The sequence below is a fragment of the Vibrio sp. YT-15 genome, assembly GCF_033337445.1.
GTDB classification, from domain to species: Bacteria; Pseudomonadota; Gammaproteobacteria; order Enterobacterales; family Vibrionaceae; genus Vibrio; species Vibrio alginolyticus.
Window position 1 is genome coordinate 1 of sequence record NZ_JAWOQR010000001.1, and the last position, 20803, is coordinate 20803.

At 42.7% G+C, this 20803-nt stretch carries 16 protein-coding genes and 1 tRNA gene; 6 read left to right on the plus strand and 11 right to left on the minus strand.

Translation table 11 applies throughout. The annotated features are described in order from the left end of the window. The 3 genes from R7D93_RS00005 to R7D93_RS00015 all read right to left on the minus strand — a co-directional run bounded on the left by R7D93_RS00005 (window position 1) and on the right by R7D93_RS00015 (window position 3404). Window positions 1–74, minus strand: a tRNA-Cys gene (locus R7D93_RS00005). Between the two features lie 204 nt (window positions 75–278). Further along, complete coding sequence (gene viaA, locus R7D93_RS00010) at window positions 279–1733, minus strand: ATPase RavA stimulator ViaA (RefSeq protein ID WP_005375981.1); 1455 nt, start codon at window positions 1731–1733, stop codon at window positions 279–281. 9 nt (window positions 1734–1742) lie between these two features. Next, window positions 1743–3404, minus strand: coding sequence for an ATPase RavA domain-containing protein (locus R7D93_RS00015; protein ID WP_213886024.1), 1662 nt, complete (start codon window positions 3402–3404; stop codon window positions 1743–1745). A 269-nt stretch (window positions 3405–3673) separates the two neighbouring features. On the opposite strand from R7D93_RS00015, the gene R7D93_RS00020 reads away from it, so the two are divergent. The 5 genes from R7D93_RS00020 to R7D93_RS00040 all read left to right on the plus strand — a co-directional run bounded on the left by R7D93_RS00020 (window position 3674) and on the right by R7D93_RS00040 (window position 8466). Next, a complete protein-coding gene (locus tag R7D93_RS00020; protein WP_085569010.1) occupies window positions 3674–4189 on the plus strand; it encodes an NUDIX hydrolase in 516 nt (171 codons plus the stop codon). Between the two features lie 22 nt (window positions 4190–4211). Continuing rightward, window positions 4212–5216: a low-specificity L-threonine aldolase gene (gene ltaE, locus R7D93_RS00025; RefSeq protein ID WP_085569009.1), complete on the plus strand. Its 1005-nt coding sequence runs from the start codon at window positions 4212–4214 to the stop codon at window positions 5214–5216. A gap of 78 nt (window positions 5217–5294) precedes the next feature. Then, window positions 5295–5615, plus strand: a complete 321-nt coding sequence (locus tag R7D93_RS00030; protein ID WP_085569008.1) for a c-type cytochrome — start codon at window positions 5295–5297, stop codon at window positions 5613–5615. Window positions 5616–5827: 212 nt separating this feature from the next. Continuing rightward, complete coding sequence (yfcC, locus tag R7D93_RS00035) at window positions 5828–7360, plus strand: putative basic amino acid antiporter YfcC (RefSeq protein WP_080996659.1); 1533 nt, start codon at window positions 5828–5830, stop codon at window positions 7358–7360. 110 nt (window positions 7361–7470) lie between these two features. Continuing rightward, entirely contained in the window at window positions 7471–8466 is a 996-nt protein-coding gene (locus R7D93_RS00040; RefSeq protein ID WP_054574303.1) for a succinylglutamate desuccinylase/aspartoacylase family protein, read from the plus strand. A 207-nt stretch (window positions 8467–8673) separates the two neighbouring features. On the opposite strand, the gene R7D93_RS00045 is transcribed toward R7D93_RS00040, so the two are convergent. Next, window positions 8674–9207 carry a lipocalin family protein gene (locus tag R7D93_RS00045; protein ID WP_017820207.1) on the minus strand — a complete coding sequence of 178 codons (534 nt, stop codon included), beginning with the start codon at window positions 9205–9207 and terminating at the stop codon, window positions 8674–8676. A 307-nt stretch (window positions 9208–9514) separates the two neighbouring features. On the opposite strand from R7D93_RS00045, the gene R7D93_RS00050 reads away from it, so the two are divergent. Beyond that, window positions 9515–9895 (plus strand): cystatin domain-containing protein, encoded by a 381-nt coding sequence (locus R7D93_RS00050; protein ID WP_005387498.1) that lies wholly within the window; start codon window positions 9515–9517, stop codon window positions 9893–9895. Between the two features lie 58 nt (window positions 9896–9953). On the opposite strand, the gene R7D93_RS00055 is transcribed toward R7D93_RS00050, so the two are convergent. The 7 genes from R7D93_RS00055 to tssH form a co-directional block, all read right to left on the minus strand. Further along, entirely contained in the window at window positions 9954–13010 is a 3057-nt protein-coding gene (locus R7D93_RS00055; protein ID WP_225496161.1) for an AAA family ATPase, read from the minus strand. Between the two features lie 9 nt (window positions 13011–13019). After that, entirely contained in the window at window positions 13020–14153 is a 1134-nt protein-coding gene (locus tag R7D93_RS00060; protein ID WP_085569006.1) for an exonuclease SbcCD subunit D, read from the minus strand. Between the two features lie 364 nt (window positions 14154–14517). Next, a complete protein-coding gene (locus R7D93_RS00065; RefSeq protein WP_025767716.1) occupies window positions 14518–15357 on the minus strand; it encodes a hypothetical protein in 840 nt (279 codons plus the stop codon). Continuing rightward, on the minus strand, window positions 15358–15648 hold the full coding sequence (locus tag R7D93_RS00070) for a PAAR domain-containing protein (protein ID WP_005375969.1): 291 nt from the start codon (window positions 15646–15648) through the stop codon (window positions 15358–15360). It abuts the gene before it with no gap. 11 nt (window positions 15649–15659) lie between these two features. Beyond that, window positions 15660–17495: a type VI secretion system tip protein TssI/VgrG gene (gene tssI / locus R7D93_RS00075; RefSeq protein ID WP_225496165.1), complete on the minus strand. Its 1836-nt coding sequence runs from the start codon at window positions 17493–17495 to the stop codon at window positions 15660–15662. A gap of 49 nt (window positions 17496–17544) precedes the next feature. Continuing rightward, the gene (locus tag R7D93_RS00080) at window positions 17545–18024 is read right to left on the minus strand and encodes an Hcp family type VI secretion system effector (protein ID WP_005375967.1); all 480 of its coding nucleotides are present in this window, start codon (window positions 18022–18024) and stop codon (window positions 17545–17547) included. A 208-nt stretch (window positions 18025–18232) separates the two neighbouring features. Then, window positions 18233–20800: a type VI secretion system ATPase TssH gene (gene tssH, locus R7D93_RS00085; RefSeq protein WP_225496176.1), complete on the minus strand. Its 2568-nt coding sequence runs from the start codon at window positions 20798–20800 to the stop codon at window positions 18233–18235. Window positions 20801–20803 lie beyond the last annotated feature (3 nt).

Genomic DNA, 20803 nt, shown 5'->3' on the forward strand with positions numbered 1-20803 from the left:
TGGAGGCGCCTCCCGGAGTCGAACCGAGGTCCACGGATTTGCAATCCGCTGCATAGCCACTCTGCCAAGGCGCCTTTTTATTACGCTTCAGGGCTCTACCCCGTTGCGTTGGTGGCTACTTTACGGATTGAGAGAAGATAGTCAAACAAAAACATTTCATTTTCTGTTCGTTTGATTTCTTTTAAGTCAATTCGACCAAAGTTCGATCTTATTGGCTTAAAACGAAGCAATATAAATCTCGCTTTCAGTTCGTTTTGTCCCATGAAACATTAAGGCGTTTAATAGTTGCTGACCCTTTTTAGCAATCTTCCCACAACATTAGGGTGATAAGACCAAGTGTGATCAAACATCGACATTAATGCAGGATTTCCGTATTTCGATAAGCTAATCGCGTGAAAACGGTTTTTCTTCGCTTTGAGCGCATCCACTTTGGCCAGTAACTCGTCTTGTTGTTTTGGCGCGATAAAGTCGGAAATGACTACCATGTCTGCGTTTTTATATTTATCACCGCTCATCAAGTCGATAGATTTAATCAAAGTTGGCTCTAAGTCTGTACCACCATGGAAGCTATAAGTTAGAAAGTCCGCCGCCTCGCGCAGACCATCTTGTTTGGTTAGTTCGTAGGTAATGTGTTCCGTAGAAAAAATAATGACATAGCAATCACGTTGCTCCGCTAGTGCGATTTGCATCAGAGCATAAGCCATGGCTTTGGCGCATTGCTCAGGAAAGCCACTCATGGAACCGGACGCGTCCACACAAACAATGAAGGGGCCTTTTTCGATATCTACCGCTTTATGGTCAGGTCGGTGAGCTTTAACTTTACGTAACGTGCGCGATTTGCCTTGTGTACGATAGTTCATGAGCCGTTTATCAACTAAGTGTTTATAGAACACAACTTCAAGTTCAGGATACGCCAAAAACATCGTTTCGTTGGGAAGTAGCTTATTTAGATCATCGCTTTCGTGAATACCGACAATATCATCCGTCGCCTCATCACTTTTCTCTTCGACCAATTGAAGTTCTTCAGTGGGCGCACGATTTAGTTCAGGATCATTTACTTGCCCCGCCATACGACCGAGTTGCTCCGCAATTTCTTGCAAGCCTTGGTGCTTCTTCAGAAACTCAGCATGGCGTTTCATCACCGTTAAGTCTGTTTTACTCAACTTGGCAGATGCCATATCCCACAGGCGCCCTACACTTTCAGCGTCACCCGACTCCGTGACTTTATCCATATTACGCATGGTTTCCATACGTTGATACAGGTCATTCAGCACCTTTTCTTTATTGGCTTCAAGCTCGCTTACTTGCGCTTGTTTTATAGCATCGGTGAGGCTTTTGTACCATTGATCACAAAAGTAATGAGGGAACATAGGGTTATTCATCCCTTTGTTCTTTTCCATCATTCGGCGAGCTTGCATGTAAAACGCAGAGTGCCATTCCAGCTTTTTAATCACATCTTCGATGTTTTCAAAAAACGCCTCTTCATCCCAATGAATAACCTCTTGATATAAAGACAGCTCTTGTTGGAAACGCTCTGTCTCACATACCTTGGTGATCCGTTTTTTGACGCTGCCTCGCCACTTTAACAAGTGACCTTTGACCGAAGATTTAACACCTCGGTTTTCTGCCATCATCATGACTTGTGAACGAGCCATCAAATCATTAACTGCGCTATCGATGATGCCGGAGTCGGCCACCATTAGCGCGAGGTTAAGTCCGTCTGCACCTAGCATGTCGTCTCCTTATGAGAAAAACTGATTTAAGTTTTTAAAGCGTTGGATAACTTTTTCACTTTCTGCTTGGATTGATTCAAGTCTCTGACTGACCTGTTGCAGACTCGACTCCATTAGGCGGGGTAGTTCAGGATCAACAAAGCTATGCGGAAGCGCATCATGAAAGTTCGCTTTCACCTTGCGCATATGGTGTTCTGCCTCACTAAGCTGATTTACGGCTTTTTCGCTCTGCGTTAACCACTTTTGGTAAAGCTCTACATCCAAGCCCTCTTGAGTCACTAGGCTAACCAAAATGCCTCGGTTCGCGATATCCCGGATAACTAGGTTATTCGCCGCGTCAACGTCAAATCGTAAACGGCACATGTTGGTGTTTTGATTGACGTAACCATACACATCACCGCTTCCCTCTTTAATGACTCGATCTAACTCATCTTTGGGTACATAAACCCAGCGGCTATCACCTTTTTCTGATTCTGAAACCGACATGTTGCTTTGCAAGACAACCAATTTAACTAAGTTAACGGCTGCGCCAACTTTGTACATCTTGGCTTTAGAGGTATCAAAGCGCATGGTTTCTTTACGCAAAATACCCGTTGCCGCTTCAGACGTTAACGTCATGCGGTAGGCATCTTCAAGTTCATGTTGAACATCAACCAAAGACTCTCGGCAGTACTCAATTTCCTGCTCCGCGTCTTGTTGATCAAATGCATGTTTTAAGGCGAACTCTTGAACCACTTCACGTACCACATCTCGCGATTCAGGACTGTTCCATAAACAATCTTGCAGCAGTAGAAGGTCAAGCGGATTGATTTCATCGCGACCATTAAAAAACGCGCTCGCTTTTAACAACTTCACGGCTTTCTTCCAGCGGCGGTCAGAGACATACATGTCGGTATTGGCCACATCACCAAACTGAGCTTCAACTTTGGCTTCTAACATCGTTTTAAGCTGGAAAAGCTTTTCGAATGCATTGTCGGTTAACGTCAATTTGTCGAGCTGTTGTTGCCATTGATGATATTCTTCATCAGTTATCGCTAGGCCTTCTGGTACTTGTGCCTCTTGCGATGTGCCCACAGTCAACATCGACTTAAAGTTTTGTTTATTCTGAATTCGATTCACAAACACACGCACCAACATGCGGTCGTAGAGCGCATCCAATCCACTATCTTCATCGGGTAATTCATTGGAAGCCGATACCAACAAGCGCATTGGCACACGCTCGATATCGCTGCCATTTTTGAATGTTTTCTCATTAACCACTGTCAGCAATGTATTAAGAATTGCAGGGCCCGCCTTCCAGATTTCATCCAAAAATACGACTTGTGCAGTTGGCAAATACCCTTTAGTTAAGCGAACATAACGGCCGTTGTCTTTTAGCTCTTGGATACTCAGTGGCCCAAACACCTCTTCAGGGGTTGAGAAGCGCGTCATCAGGTATTCGAAGTAACTGCTGTTATCGAACGCTTGGATGAGTCGTTTGGCAATTAAGCTTTTTGCAATACCAGGGGGACCTAAAAGAAAAACACTTTCACCAGCAAGTGCAGCAAGAAGGCAGAGCTTGATCGTATGTTCACGCTCATAAACGCCATCCGTTAACGCTTTCGCCAATTTATTGATGCGTTCTGAGAGAAGCGCTTTTTCGGCATTTGAGGCAAATAAGGTTTGTGTCATACGTTCTCCTGCTGCTGAAGTGGTATTGCGTTAACATTTTTATACACTTGTTATAACTTTGTTACAAATGTATTTTGTCGAATTCCCCTTATAGCAGATGCTTTTCCCCTTCTTGACGAAGCAATCAAAGTTTCCATTTATGAGACATTGCTCACTTAAAGTGCAAACGCTTTCGTCGTGTTGCAGTATTTTTTGCTTTTGTTTCCCACCATTTGTGGTTAATGTCCAAAAACGTCAAAAATGCGGTAACAGCTAGGGTTTATAACTGCATGAGCAAGATAATTCATAAATGGAAGCAAATTTCTCTGATTGAAGAAGACGTTGTGCTTCCTACAGGACAGGCAATTACGCACACCACAATCCATCATCCGGGTGCTGCGGTGATTCTCCCTATTACAGCGGAGGGTGAGATTGTCCTTGTCCACCAATTTCGGCCTTCACTTAATAAATGGCTATTGGAACTGCCTGCTGGTACCAGAGAAGGCAACGAAGAGCCACTCTGCTGCGCCAAAAGAGAGCTAGAGGAAGAAACGGGGTTTAGTGCAGAGAAATTCACGTCTCTCGGCCAAGTCACCCCTCTTGCCGGATTTTGTGATGAGATACAGTATCTATTTGTTGCCGAAAAGCTCAATAAAACAAACCGTTACGAGTGCGATGAAGACGAAGTGATTGAGGTCGTCACCTTGTCAATCAAGCAACTCGAAGAAAAGATTGTCGATGGCACGATCACCGATGCCAAAACGATCGCTTGCTTAAGCAAAGCGCGCCTTTGCGGATATATTTAGGACTTTGACCAAGGAGACATTCATGGATTTTCGATCAGATACCGTTACACAGCCCACCCAAGCCATGCGAGAAGCCCTGTTTAAGGCCCCCGTTGGGGATGATGTTTATGGTGATGACCCTACGGTCAATGAGCTTGAAAAATTTGCTGCGCAGCTTGCTGGTTTCGAAGCAGCTTTGTTTACCACTTCAGGCACTCAAGCCAATCTGCTCGGTTTAATGGCGCATTGCGAGCGGGGAGATGAATATCTATGTGGGCAACAAGCACATAACTACAAATACGAAGCTGGTGGCGCGGCGGTTTTGGGATCAATTCAACCTCAACCAGTCGAAAATAACCCAGATGGCACGCTACCATTTGATAAACTGGCTGCTGCGATTAAACCAGATGATTGTCACTTTGCTCGCACTAAGCTTCTCAGCTTAGAAAACACAATTAATGGTAAAGTACTACCTCTGTCTTACTTAACAGAAGCACGTGACTTCGTGAATAAACATAACTTGCAGATGCATCTAGATGGCGCTCGCGTTTTTAACGCAGCCGTTGCACTTGATGTTCCGGTAAAAGAGATCGGTCAGTACTTTGATTCAATGACGATCTGTCTGTCGAAAGGTCTGGCTGCCCCTGTTGGCTCGCTACTGCTTGGTAGCAAAGACTACATCGCAAAAGCACGTCGCTTAAGAAAGATGGTCGGCGGTGGTATGCGTCAAGCGGGTATTCTTGCCGCAGCAGGCAAACTTGCCCTTACCGAACAAGTGGAACAGCTAAAACAAGATCACATCAACGCAAAAACCTTAGCGGAAGGTTTAGCAGAACTGCCTGGTTTTTCAGTCAACCCTGAATTTGTTCAAACGAACATCGTGTTCGCGAAGCTTGATCCTCAAGTGGACATAGTAAGTATCGCTGCGAAACTAAAGGAACAAAACATCACGATAACCCCTGGAAATCCAATTCGTTTTGTAACTCATAAAGATATTTCAGCGAAAGACATCGACACTTTCTTATCAAGTATAAAATCTCTACTTTAATTTGATTTTGATCATTGAGCTTCCCCTAAGGGGAAGCTTTATTGTATCGGCATGATTTTTAGCGAATAGATAACCTCCATGCTCAGATTTGTATTTCTAATCTCTTTTATTTTCTCTTCCGCTATCCATGCCGAGCCGTTTGGTGATGCTGATAAAGGTAAAATCAAATCACCTAGCTGTGTCTATTGTCACGGTGTTACAGGCATCGCAACGAACAACACCTATCCAAGCCTTGCTGGTCAAAATACTCAGTACCTTTACAATGCAATGAAATCTTACCAAGCCGGTGAGCGTAAAGGGCCACTTGCAGAAATGATGGCAGCACAGTTAAAAATGTTAAATGATGAAGACCTTCGTGATGTCGCTGCTTTTTATGCAGAACAGAAGGAAATCAAGTGATTAGATCACTTGTAGATGCACTATGAAAGCTCGTGAATCATCCAAACTCAACGCATATTGAAACATTAACCCAACATTTGACCACAAAACAATCAAATTAACTTCACTTCAAATATTTGATGACTTTATAGTTCAACATAAGCATTAATATTGACTTTTTATTCTATTTTATCGATATTTCATGCTTTATTGAATTTGACGTGAAGTAAGTTATGTCTCACACACATGCACAACCAGCAGACTCGGTTGCTACCCCTAAGTCGTGGCAGATGCCAGATACCCTCATTTTGATCTTCATTGTTGGTATTCTTGCTGCGATTCTTACCTACTTAATTCCTGCTGGTCATTTTGATAGCCAACAGGTGACCTACATGGTCGACGGTGCAGAAAAAACTCGCACAGTTATCGATCCTTCTTCTTTCTCTTATGCAACCGACGAAAACGGTGAATTGGTTTACAACAAAGTTGGCCTGTTTGCTTCTGGTGGTGGCATTGGTTTGATGAACTTCCCTTTCGAAGGGCTAGTTTCTGGCTCTAAATGGGGCAGCGCAATCGGCGTGATTATGTTCATGTTGGTTATCGGCGGTGCTTTCGGCGTTGTAATGCGCACAGGCACCATCGACAACGGTATCCTGCGCCTTATCGATAAGACCAAAGGTAACGAAGCACTATTCATTCCAGTGCTATTTTTGCTGTTTTCGCTAGGCGGTGCGGTATTTGGTATGGGTGAAGAAGCCGTAGCGTTTGCGATTATTATCGCGCCGCTTATGGTTCGCCTTGGTTATGATGGTATCACTACGGTAATGGTTACCTATGTTGCGACTCAAATTGGCTTCGCTACTTCTTGGATGAACCCTTTTTCCGTCGCTATTGCGCAAGGCATTGCGGGTGTACCTGTTTTATCCGGCATGACAGTGCGCATGGGGTTATGGGCTGGCTTTACGTTAATCGGTATCGCTTTCACAATGATCTACGCCGCTCGTGTGAAGTCAAATCCTAAACTTTCTTACAGCCATCGCACAGACCAGTATTTCCGTCAGCAAGAGCTTGGCAATCAAGATTCTCGTTGGAACCTAGGTGACACACTCGTTATCCTTACGGTTATTGCGACCACGGTGTGGGTCGTTTGGGGCGTAGTCGCTAACGCATGGTACATCCCAGAAATCGCTTCTCAATTTTTCACTATGGGCTTTGTTGTCGCGATCATCGGTACGATTTTCCGCCTAAACGGTATGACGCTAAACCGCGCAGCTGATGCATTTAAAGAAGGTGCAGCTATTATGCTTGCACCTGCCCTATTAGTGGGTTGTGCAAAAGGGGTATTGTTGATCCTTGGTGGTGGTACAACTGATGAAGCGAGTGTACTGAACTCAATTCTAAACAGTGCTGGCGGCGTGATCAGTGGGCTTCCTGACGTAGCTGCAGCATGGTTAATGTATGTATTCCAATCTATCTTCAACTTCTTTGTCACTTCAGGCTCAGGACAAGCGGCACTAACGATGCCTCTACTGGCCCCTCTGGCAGACATTGCAGGCGTTACACGCCAAGTGGCAGTTTTGTCATTCCAACTTGGCGATGGCTTTACTAACGTTATCGTCCCTACTTCGGCATCTCTCATGGCAACGCTTGGTGTCTGCCGTATCGACTGGGGTGACTGGGCAAAATTCTGCTGGCGATTTATTCTATTACTCTTTACCCTATCAAGTATCGTCGTTATCGCAGCTCATATTATGGGTTTTGCGTAAAACGAAACCAATTGGTAATTAAGGCGAGACATGTTCTCGCCTTATTAATATTCATGGTATGACGACGCTAAGGTTTTAGATTAGCTTATGGTTTTGGAGTGGTAACTTTAATGGCAACACAATTTCTCGATGACGTGATTCAAGGTCATCAAGTGATTCAATCTCTCAATGTAGCAGACCTAAATTCGGGCGAGCATAAGTTTTGGTTTCGCATCGCAACAAATGCTCTCTCTCAGTGGCAACACCTACCTGTGCTAGTGTTCAAAGGTGAAAAACCTGGCAAGAAGATCATGATTACCGCAGGGGTTCATGGTGATGAGTACAATGGTGTGTTAGCAGCGCAGAAAACTGCTCGAGAGCTCATCGGCACTGAAGTCGCTGGTACTGTCACTATTGTTCCAACCATTAACATGCCAGGTATGCTAAACCACAGCCGCGATTTCTATTCCGCAGACCCTGACGCGTCTCCTGCAAACTTAAACCGCTTTTTTCCTGGTGACCAAAACGGCAATGAGGCCCAACGTTACTTATATGCATTGTGGAATGATTTGCTCAAGCCAAATGCTGATTTAGCCATTGACCTTCACACTCAAACCAGTGGTGCGGCCTATCCACTTTACGTGTTTGCAGATTTCCGAATCGAGCAATCATTAGAAATGGCTCGTCTCATTAATCCTGATGCGATTTTAAATGATCCTGGAGATGCTGGCGTCCTTGAAACGGTTTGGAATAACCATGGTGTCCCAAGCATTACAGTTGAAGTAGGTATGGGGCGATACACCGAGCAAGAGCTCATCAGTCGAACTGTAACAGGCATTTTTAATGTGCTGAAAAAGCATAACATTGTTGAAGGTGATATGGACCCTATTACGTCATGCTTGGAAGGAAACGAAATCGTCAGTGTGAAAGCGACACACGGCGGCTTTGTACTGCCTCATGTCAGTTTGATGAATTTTGTCGAGCAAGGCCAACTTCTTGCGATTCAATACGACAGCTTTGGCGCTGAGATTAAACGCTACACCGCCCCAACAAGCGGCACAGTACTTAGCCACAATGTTGAATCTATTCGAGCACCAGGTTCCCTGATCGTTCGTTTGATTAAGTAAACCATAACCGTTTGTTGATAGATCAACCTTTCGACGCTCACTCAAATTTATATAAGCCCCATCACGAGTAATCACAAATGATGGGGCTATATCCATTTTGACCACATTAAGTTACGCGGTAACAAATTACTGTTAAGCGAAATGACAAACTGAGCTCTTAATTAGGAAGCTTCCCCTCTGTCCGCTTTTTCAGCCACGCTGATGAACTTAAAGCTGTCTTTGTTTCTCTTGTTCAACAAAAATGAGCTCGTCTATAGCGAAACCTTTCTCTTTAGCTACGTACTTAAAGCGCTCCACTACTTTCTCATCAACGTTAGGCGTTCTAGACAGTAGCCACAAATAGTCGTGGTTGTAACCGGAAACAAACGCATAGTCATAGTTTTCACCTAGCTCAAAAACAATGTAAGAAGAGTATATTGGCCCAAAAAAGGAAACCTTTAAGTGTCCAACCGTTTTATCTTCAACAAAATAAGCTTTGCCTTCAGCTTCTGACCACTGTCGCTCTTCTTCGGAATATCCACGGTTTATCACCTTAACCCCACCATCCTCGCGAACCTGATACTCAGCGGTAACGTTGGATAAGCCTCGCTCAAATGAATGGTCTAGGCGTGCAATTTCGTACCACTTACCTAGATATGGCTCTAAATCGAAATTATTCACGGGTTCCACCCCATCCGGCTTCGAGGTACAACCAAATAAAGTTGCAAGTGACAAAAGTAAAAATATTTTTATCGATTTCATACAACACCTAAATTTTAATTAGTGATTGATTTTACTCTAGAAGATAACAAATCGATCACTAAGCCGCACCATCGCCCTAATAGGGACACATCACAATTCTTCATCATCAATAGCGCGCTGAACACCGAAACCTCGTCATCTCAGCAAATCGTTAACAAGATTGCTCTATTTTTGACTTACAAGCTGACCATGCTTGTATATTTTGTCAGCATTTAACCCTATGCATATAGAAACTTTGCACAACATAGACATTCGTAGGCATATCACCCTCCTATAATACGTTGCGTTATAGACAGAGGTTATTGTTATGAAATTAAAAACAGTGTCAGTTTGTGCACTTTTGGTGTTACTTGCAGGTTGTCAGCAGGAAAAGCCGAGCGAAACGACACAATTAACGACCTCGGCAGATGTATGTAATGCACAAGGAAACATGCCAGGTGGGTGGAATGAGTTTAACGCGACCCCTGATGCACAAAAGGCAATGGCCTTTGTTTTAAAGAAAATGGACACAATAGCGTCGTTTAAACAAATACTGAATGTTCACGCGCAAATCGTTAGTGGCGTCAACTATGCTATTGAGTTTGAATTGGATGATGGCTCTGTTTGGAACACGATTGTTTATCGCAACCTCGATGGCGAATATGCGATTACCCAATCGCCAAAAGAAGGCCACTTTTGCGAACAGTAGCGACTTAGTCAGAAAGCCCCAACATTAGGGGCTTTTTGATCTAACAGTAGTCACTGAATTAGACAGCGAAGCGACATTGAGATTTAATCGACACCGTTGAACCAAGTCTTGATGGTTCTACATCAATCCTCTGCGCCATTTGTTCTTTCAACTCAGAAACGTGAGAAATAACACCGATCATGCGCCCAGTCTGTTGCAGGTCCACTAGCGTTTGAATAGCAAGATCTAAAGACTCTGGGTCTAAACTACCGAAGCCCTCATCAATAAATAAAGTGTCTAAACGAATACCGCCACTATAGGATTGCACAACATCCGACAAACCAAGTGCCAGAGCAAGCGCTGCCATAAATGATTCACCGCCGGAAAGTGTCGCAACATCACGCGTTTTTCCTGTGTAGCCATCTTCAACCATTAAATCTAAGCCGCGACCCGCAGCACCTTTGAAGCCCTCTGTTTTTCGAGCAAGAATATAGCGCCCTTTACTCATAAGGCTTAAACGTTGAGAGGCCTGAATCAGCACATCATCCAACAGTACACCAAGAACAAAGCGATGTAGGCTAACCCTGCTGCCTGTTTTACCACTAGCAACGTCGTACAACGTACCAAAGACTTTGTATTCTTCTTCTAACTTACTATTTTTCTCATGCAACACGGCAATATCTTTACGAACCTTTTCAAGACGTTCAAATATTGAGCGTGTGGTATCAAGTTGATTCCTTACTTCAATATATTGCGCCTGCAGAGTGGTTAACCTGTCGTTAAACGACTCTAAATTAGGCCTTTCAAGATCTTTCAATGCATGATTTAAATCATGTAGTGTTTGCTCAAGCTTGGTTTGTGCCTGTTTGAAGCTGTCTATTTCTTGCTGCCAGGCTTGAAGTTCATCATCTCCCACTCGACTACTTAGATAATGGCTTTCATCTTCAAATTTACTCGCCTGTAGTGCCTCATTCCACGCTAATTCTGCTTGGCTAAGTTTTTGCTCTGACTCAGATAACCACTGCTTGTTCGTCGCTAAGTGACTTTCCGCATTTGATTTCTCCAATATCGCTTGCTGCAAAGCGTTTTGCGCCTTTTCTAAGCCTGTGTTCAAACTCAGAATTTGCTCTTTTGTCAGCAAAATTTCACGTTCAAGCAAGTCAGCGGAACTGTATTTTGGGTCAATAAAAGCTTGTAATTGAGCCAATTGTTCTTGGTTCGCTTTAACGGTTGATTCATTTGCCGCCATTTGATTCTGCAGCTCATGAATTTTATTTTCACCCACGACGCAGCGTTGATTAAGCTGTTCAACGTTCCTTTCTAGTTTTTCAATATCAATAGCTTGTAGACGTAGGAGTTGAGCATTAAGCGCTTGCAAATCATTTTGAACCGTCGAGATCTCAGATGTAGCATACTCACCCAACTCCTCTTTCAACTGGTTACACTGATTCTGATACTGACTAATGACAACGTTATGTTGTTCTAGCTGATTGCTTAGTTGGTTCAACAAGGTTTGAGCTTCTCGCTCTTTCGCTCTAGCCGCCTGAACTTGCTCTTTTGTAACGGCTTCTTCAACAAACGTTGCGGGGTTAGGATGCGTTTCGCTACCACACACCGGGCATGCTTCACCTGCTTTTAGTCGCTGCGCTAATACTGCTGCTTGAGCGTTGTGCCACTTAAGCTCTATCGTATCAGCGTCTTGTTGACACTGCATATAGCGCTGACTGGCTTCGTTTAGTGACTGCTGCTTACCTACAGTTAGCGCATTGAGTTTAGAGAGCTCTAAAGTAAGATCATGCAGCTTTTGTAGATCCTGTAGCAGCCGTTGTTTTTGTTTTATTTCCGCATCGATGCTGCCAATAAGCGCAACATCAACTCGTGCTTTCTCTAGCTCCTTCTGTCCCTGCTGGGCCTGTAACGTTAACTTATCTTTTAGTTCTATGTACTGTTTTAACGTTGCTTCAAATTGTTGTTTTTGTTGATAACCCGCCGTTATTTTACTTTCCAAATTGTCTTTCTCGACCAACTTGTTTTTCATACTTTCAAGCTGATACTGCAGTTGCGTTAACTGCGGGACCTTTGCCGCGGCCTCTTTTGCACTTTGCTGCAAGTTTTCTTGTTCTCTCGCAACGACATGAGCTTTTTCGAGACTCTCTTTCAAAGCTACGATTTTTTGCCTAAGCTCTTGCGTTTGAGCTTTTGCATTTTGTAATGAGATGTACGGCAACTCTATCTTATTGGCATTTTTAGCGTTTTCTAATTGCTGTTGACGAGCTTTTATCGAATCTGAGTGTTCTAGATGCAGCTTGAGTGCGCTTTCTGCTTGCTCTCGTTTCGAAAACTCTCCATTCAAGGTTTCCGCTTTTTGCAATTCAGATTTAGCAGTATTGAGCTTATCTAACGCTGCTTGCTCATTCTTTTTATCAGACTCTAATTGCTTAGTTACTTGTTCCAGTTGTTGTAATAGTTCTTGTTCAGAACTCGCTTCTGCAACTTGTAAAGCACCTCGAATTTGATTATCAAATTCGCCTTTCGCTTTACTAATTGCACTCGCTTTATCTTTGAGCGCGTACTCAATTTTTTTATATATGTCAGTTTGAAAGAGCTGGCCAAAAATTTCTTCACGCTCTTTAGAGCTAGCAAGCAACAGTTCTCGGAATTTTCCTTGAGGCAACACCATAACTTGACGAAATTGAGTTTCATTCAAGCCAATAATATTGCTAACTTCAGTTTTAACCTGAGTCGTCTTGCTGGTGATAAGCGTTTCAGTCCCACCGAGTTCATAAAGAGCCGCAGTGTGCTTTTTGATCGTCATCCCTTCACCACGGGCCTTGGGCGCTTCCTGCTCAGGGGATCGAACAACTCGGTATTGTTTGCCGTGTAACGAAAATTCGAGAACTACTTCGGTTGGTAAATCTTGCGCGGATAAGTCACACCGCATCTGAATACCTTGTCGCTCATTACCTGTGGTTTCACCATAAAGGGCGAAGCAAATGGCATCTAAGATCGACGTTTTACCGGAACCTGTAGGACCATTAATCAAAAATAGAGGGTTACTGCCAAGCTTCTCAAAATCAATGATTTCAGTTTTTGCAAACGGACCAAAGGCTTGCATGGTTAGTTTAATTGGTTTCATCTTTGGTCCCTATTGCTGTGATAATTGCTTAATAATGTCAGTAACAGCTTGCTCTTGCTCTTTAGACAACTGGCTATCTTGCGCCTCAATAAAAAAATCTCGGAACATATCAATTTCGCTTCGCGCCAACTTTGCTTGCGCCATTTCCTGCTCTACCCCAATTAACATGCCAGGTTTCTCAAGGTGTAAAACGTTTGGATACACTGAACGAAGTTTTTCCATTGGGTTTAAAATCGCATGTTTATCCATCAAGCGAACTAACAAATAATCTTCATTCTTAGGGTCTGTTTTGCCTTGATCAATAACTTTATCCAGCTCGCCCTCTACAATGCGCATTTCATGAGGAGCCGTAAGATCAATATGCTCTGCAGAAACAAATCCTTTCTTGTCCAGTTCAACTAACGTGAAACCTTTTCTCTGGTTCTGTTCACCAAAGCTATACTTCATGAGAGAGCCAGAGTAACGGATATGCTCTGCGCCTTTCTTTTGAGGCTGATGCAAATGACCAAGTGCGACGTAGTCAAAATCTAAGAAGTGTTCATGACTCACGCGATCAGAACCACCAATAGATAATGGTCGTTCAGAGTCTGACTCGATAGCCCCATCAACAAAACAGTGACTCACGAGCACGCGCTTTTGCTTAGAGATAAAGCGCTCTTTAATTTGCTCAACAAGCAATTGATGAGCCTCATCATGAGTGGATACCGAGGCTTTGTAGGCAAACCTGACCTGTTCAGGGTCGTTATAAGGCATACCATAAAACGCGACCTCGTCCGCAGAGTCCGTTTTTATGATGATGGGAGTGAGCATCTCTTCAAAGTTGCTAACAATATGGAGACCTGCATTTTTCATTTGCTCTGAGCCGAAACCTAACCTTTCTGCACCATCATGGTTGCCAGATATCAATATCATTGGTGTTTCTAACTCGGTACAAATGCGTTTCACGACTCGATTTAACAGTTCTATTGCAACCGTTGGTGGCACCGAACGGTCATAGATATCTCCCGCCACTACAACTGCATCGACGGGGTTGCGTTCAATATAGTTAATCAGTTGTTCGAGTACTGCTTGTTGATCTTCGAGTAGTGATACGTTGTGGAATTGTCGACCAAGATGCCAATCTGAGGTGTGGATAAACTTCATTCGAATTCACTCTCCGCCAATTCTATGAGTAGGCTTGCTTCTGTCAGAGTCCATGTACCGTTTATAAAAAGGAATGCGTCACGGGTGGGATCTCGAACAAGCCAAAACTCAAGTTATTTTATTTCGGTAAGGATATCTTGAGTCGAACAGCTTTTCATGTGGTTTGTGTTCTATGGCTGGCTATTTAATCAGAAAGCGAGAAGAACACTGTAAAAACGCGGTGAGCAAAGCTATTTTGAAAAGCAAGCTGCGCCTAGTCATTGTCCAAACATCATTAAAGGGCCAGTTTCGAGTCAATCCCCCATAACATTTGCATCACTAAAACCTCAGCTACTACTACTAGAAGGAAAAGCAATAGCCAGACCTATTCACTACGCCAATTGTATATTACTCCTACCGCATAGCCATCTGACTCGATGTCCGCTTGCAACACGTGAAAGTCTGGGCAGGGGCTGCTTCTTTGAAGCTCATCAATCACTAACGCTTTTAAAACGCCGCCACATGCACCCAATCCGCCAAGTTTGATATCAACAAATTGATACTGAGTTTGATCGGTCACCCACGGAGACAAGAATTGCATTGAGTTTAACCATTGCGGTTCTTCCTTATTAACGGATAAATACAATTGACTGAGTGGATGTTCACAACTTACTCCTAATTGCTTAAACACCTTGTCCACGGCGATGCGTTGTTGTTTGGCATCTAAATCAATTCGAACAACATCAGGCACAAGACCTGAATGTCGAAAAAAACACTTGGTTAAAATGATAGAGCTTTGAGGTTTGACATGCCCTTCTACATCACTCGTAACCTCTATAGCCAGTATCCAAGTCGCTTGCGTTTCATTAACTTCACGATTTATCCGATTTAGTGCCATCAAAAATGCAGCTTGGCCATAAGGATAAAAGTAAATTTCAGTATTGACAGTTTGGTCAACGAAAATAGAAAGCTCGCTTATCAATGCTTTAAGCAAACTTTTGTCTACCGAAGATGGTAAAAGAACACAGAGATTCCCCTTGATATCAGCTTGCTCAAGACTCTCGCGCTCAGAGCGCACGAGGCTTAATATATGCTCATCTATTGATTGAGCAAAGTCAGGGGGTCGGATTTCCTCGGACAATCTAAAAGAATCATCAGCTATCTCGCGAACGGTGTGTGAACGGCCATTAAAGGATAGAAGATGCGTTTGAAATGCGAGTGGCATCTAGCCTCCGATTAAAACCGTAGGCATACCAGATAGAATTTTGCCACCATGAGACGTTGAATCGCCGACTCTCGCGGCTGGTTTACCGTTGATTGTTACGCTAGAAGAACCTGCTGAGATACTATCCGGAGGACCGATACAAATAAGCTTGTCGCCTTGTCTTGCCGCAGGTATCCCGCCAATCGTTACGTTTGGTGAACCAACAACGACGGGACCACCGACATGTGGTATCTTTCCTGTTTTTTTAGGGCAAAGATGAAAGCTGCCCAAAATTGCGGCTGGTTTACCCACTTTAAATCACCTTAGTTCAATGAGATTTGCCCAGCTTTAAGAGCAATAGCTGAGCCGTTAATGGATATTTTATTACCTTTGATATTGATTTCTCCAGAGCTAGACATCTGAATAGAAGCACCACCTACTTTTATCTCGACGCTCTTTCCTGCATTAAAAGACAGCACTTCACCCGTTTCATTCGAAAAGTTTTTACCTACTTTCAAGCTCGCGTTCTGACCAACCTCTTGATTAACATCATTGGTCACTTTTTCGGTTTTACTGTTTTCAACGGCGATATCAACACAGTCTTCAACTAGCATTTGGAACAGTTTTTCAGCATGAAGATAAATGTGCTCTTCACCGGGCTTATCATCAAAGCGCAACTCATTAAAATTGGATGTACCTTTTTGTACAGAGCGTGATTTATAACCACTCTGAGAACTTTGCTCTGGTAAAGCGTAAGGAGGGAGTTGACTACCGTTATATAGTGACCCCGTAACGATTGGTTGATCAGGGTCTCCGTTTACAAACTCGACGATGACCTCTTGTCCGACTCTAGGGTGAAACACCGACCCCCATCCGTTACCTGCAATATTTTGCGCAACACGAATCCAACATGAACTATTTACATCGTATTTACCAACACGGTCCCAGTGAAACTGAACTTTGATACGGCCATGTTTGTCTATGTAAATTTCACCATCTTTGTTCCCCGTAACTACTGCGGTTTGCAAACCTTTCATCTGAGGTTTCCGATAGTTAACTGAAGGACGAAGGATTGTCTTCGAGTCAACACAACTAAACGAGACTTTGACACCTTGCGCACCGGTGCCACCTTGACCAGTCTGGTTATAAACAGCAGCTGACAAAAAAACAGAAGACAGTACATATTCTTTGCCGACTCGAGATTTATCTTCATGCTTTTTAAACTTGAAGCACTTGCCTACGCTGAATGTTCTGCACGTAGCCTCGCCACGACACAAATATGCATTTTGCTGTAGTGCTTCTATTGCATGCGTGTTTCTCAGTGCGTATTGATCATTGCTCTCCATTTCACCCATGTATTCAAAATACTCGCTTCCAGGTACTGTAAAAAAATCACTTTCACCCTTTGCAGTATTTTTAGGATTCGAAGAAGGCTTGAGCATGTTATAGCCTGACTTTTGACTCGCTTTAGTAGTCAGGATTTGCGTTTCATGCCAAGAAGAAATGTGGCTAGACTTCGCCGTACCTGTATCAAAATCGACTAAAAACTCAGTACCTGGCTTATAAAAACTGATGTCATCAAAAATATTGAGCGTATGGGCAGACTTAGTATGTGTAAAACAAAATGATAGCCCCTCCTCCGATAACAGACGTCGAACAAATTCAAGATCTGATTCTTCATATTGTACTTTGTACGTGTATTTAGGATAGGACTTGGTTAGCTCAAAACTAAAGGCAACACTATGCTCCGATAGCACTTCAGAGATAATTTCCTTTATATCTTTATGCTGAAATATTCTGCAATTTTTTCGATATTCAGCGAAACGTAATTTAGGCTCTATTAATAATTCTATATTTTTATAATTTTCGCCTTTATGTGTATTAGAAACCCTTTTCCCTTCTAATCTTGCAGCAGAAACATAACCATGCATATAACGAGGACTTGAAGAAACATCCTCATTATTTTCAAGGGTAATGGTAACTTCCTTACCAATAATTTCGTTTAACTCACTTCGTTGATCATTAAAGTAAGCTTTAGCACGCAATGAAAAAAGTTCTGAGATCTCTTCTCTATACTCAAACGAGTTTAGTATGATGGCATCTTTACCGAATGGGGAAGAAATTCGGATGAAATTGTTATCTTGAGTTGCTCTTTTCATTAAATACTTCTTTCAAAAAAATGCGGAGGAATACTCCCCCGCATGAAAATTACATTTGTTGACCTTTAACACCGCTGTAGCCGTATACCAATGGAGCAGAAGTGTTGTTCTTATCGTCAGTAGGAGTCACTGTCATCATCATTTCTGTGTAAGAAATTGTGATAGTTTCAACTGGACGATCGTCTTGGATAGAAACTGAGTAGTTAGAAATCATCGCATCAGTCAGTTCGATCTTCATGATCTCTTCAACCTTCTCACCCTGCTTAGTAATATGGAAAACCGCTGGTTTACCTTTACCAATCGTCGCTTCTTTAAATAAGTCAGGAGAAGAACGGTCTTGAAGTTTAGTGATAGTCAAATCATATAGACGAGTAGCGCTCGCTTCACGGTCCATCGCTGTACCAGTGTATGATGAGATCTCACGACCTACACTCCAATCTACAGATAGTAGTGTAATCAAATCTTTGTATTGCTCGGCTGTTGCCTCACCCTTAATATCTGCGTATTTAAGATACGTATTAGACTGCATGCTAATCTCCTATAGCATTATTAATTGACATATATCGTAGTAATTTAATTATCTGACGTTTGGTGATAATTAGTGATTAATGTATCAAAAACTTCATTTTAAATACGCCCTGTTATATCTTTAAATAAGATTTAATTTAAGCGTTTTTTATAAAAAATAATAGTTAATATGAACCAACTCCCAATTATTATTAAGAGTGTAAAGGATGTTAAACTATTGAGACATCAAGTCCACTAGTTGTACCTTTAACAATAATTTCATCAAACGTCTTATCATTAAGAATTGCATGCAATATTTCATGAGAAATCTTCGGAAGCAATGTATTTTCTATGGTTGTTTGTACCACACGCGCACCACTGCCAGACTCATTGCTATTGTCTACAATATCATTAATTAGTTCCTCATCAAAAAACAGGTCAGCGTTATAGTGCTTACGAATACGAGTCGTAATTTTATCCAACTTTAATTTTGTTATTTCTATCAATACTTTTCTTGATAGAGGCAAATAAGGTAATACATTCACACGCCCTAAAAATGCTGGTTTAAAGTCAACCAACAAATCATCGCGTAAAGCATCTTTTAGTGCTGACGGCTCAGGAGCTAAATCAGGATCAGAATACAAAGACATCGTCGTTTCGGTCCCTGTGTTCGCGGTCATAATAATAATAGTGTTTTTAAAGTCTATATCTCGACCTTCACCGTCTTTAATTGAGCCTTTATCAAATACCTGATAAAAAATATCTTGAACACCAGGGTGCGCTTTTTCCATTTCATCGAGGAGAATTACACTATAAGGTTTACGTCTAACAGCTTCAGTCAGTACACCTCCTTCTCCATAACCGACATAACCAGGAGGAGAACCTAATAGCAATGAGACTTTATGCTCTTCCTTAAATTCCGACATATTGATAGTCGTGACATTTTCTTCACTACCATAGACTTTCTCTGCAATCGCCAAAGCCGATTCGGTTTTACCCACTCCGCTTGGTCCGGTTAGGAGAAATACACCATTTGGTCGTGTCTCATCCGTGAGCTGCGCACTCGCGGTTTTTATCACTTCAGACATGAGCTCTAAAGCGTGATCCTGCCCGACAACTCGCTTACACAAACTTTCTTTCAAACCCAATACTGCTTGGATTTCATCATCCTGAAGTTTACCCAGCGGTATACCGGTCCAATCCGAAATAACTTCTGCGATTAGCGCTTCATTTACATGCGAAAAAACTAAGGGCTGTGAGTTAGCGGAGAGGTTATTTTCAAGCTCTTGTAACTTGTCTCTCGCAGTCTCAGAACCCTCCTGGATTATTTGGGTTCTAAGTGACTTAGCTTCACTTACCCATTCTTTTTCTTTTTCCCAAAGTACTTCTAATTCAATAATGTCATTAGATAGCGCATCAATCTCTTTTCGGACACTTTGCAGCTGCACATCAAGAGATGCTCCTAGCCGATTCTCTTGGCTAAGATGCTCATACTCAGCTTGCTTTGCTTTAAGTTTATTTCTTTTCGTATCTAGGCCTCCCGGTGTAGATGACTGACTTAACGCAACTCGAGAGCAGGCCGTATCCAAAACAGAAACCGCTTTATCTGGCAGTTGACGACCATTAATGTATCGAGCTGAGAGTTGGACCGCTGCATTGAGAGCTTGGTTAGTGATATGAACATCGTGGTGTTGTGCCATTACATCAAGTAAGCCTCGTAACATTTCGATCGCGAGTTCAGGGGCTGGCTCATCAACCTTTACGACTTGAAAACGCCTAGTTAAAGCTGCATCTTTTTCAAAATACTTTTTATACTCTGCCCACGTTGTTGCTGCGATCGTTCTGAGTTCACCTCTCGCTAATGCTGGCTTCAGAATATTCGCCGCATCACCTTGGCCCGCTTGCCCACCACCGCCAATTAGGCCATGAGCTTCATCAATGAACAATATAATAGGCTGTGGAGCGTCGTTTACTTCCTTCACAAGGTTCTTAAGCCTGTTTTCAAACTCACCTTTCATGCCTGCGCCGGCTTGCAGTAACGCCAAATCCAGAGACTTAATTGCCACATTTTGCAGAGCGGGAGGTACATCGCCATCAATGACCTTTTGCGCCAAACCTTCAACAACGGCTGTTTTTCCAACACCAGCTTCTCCCGTAAGAATCGGGTTGTTTTGTCGGCGTCTTAATAAAATATCGATCATTAGGCGAATTTCATTATCTCTACCAATCACCGGATCTATTTTACCTTCCCTAGCTTGCTCAGTAAGGTCTGTTGTAAATTGATTCAAGGCAGAATTCGCGTTTGACTGTGCTAAGTCATTCGATCTTGATTGAGGCGCATTACTTTCTTTAAAGTTCAATAAGCGAGATGGTTCTATCTTGTTTAGTTCAGGACTAATCGAACCAGCCATGTTGACTAACGTATCATCAGACAAGTAGGCAAATAAAAGATGGATGCACCCCAACTGTTCTTGATTGAATTCAATGGTTGCAGATAACAAGGCATTTTGCATAACAGTCACCGTATGAGCTGATAGCCCAGGCACCGACTGGCATCCTGTTTTGTATTTTTCTAATGCCTTTTGAATATCGGTTTCAACCTTGATTTTATCGACATCAAATTCGTCAAAAACTTCAGAGTAAATATCGTCAGGATGGCGGATAATCATCATTAACCAGTGAGACATTTCAATACTGTGATGAGTTCGGGAGCTTGCCATCGCAGCTGCCTGTTCAAGTGTTTCCTTAGCCTGAGGAGACAATCTTTCGACCAACGCTGAAAGTGAGAGTGAAGCCATTAC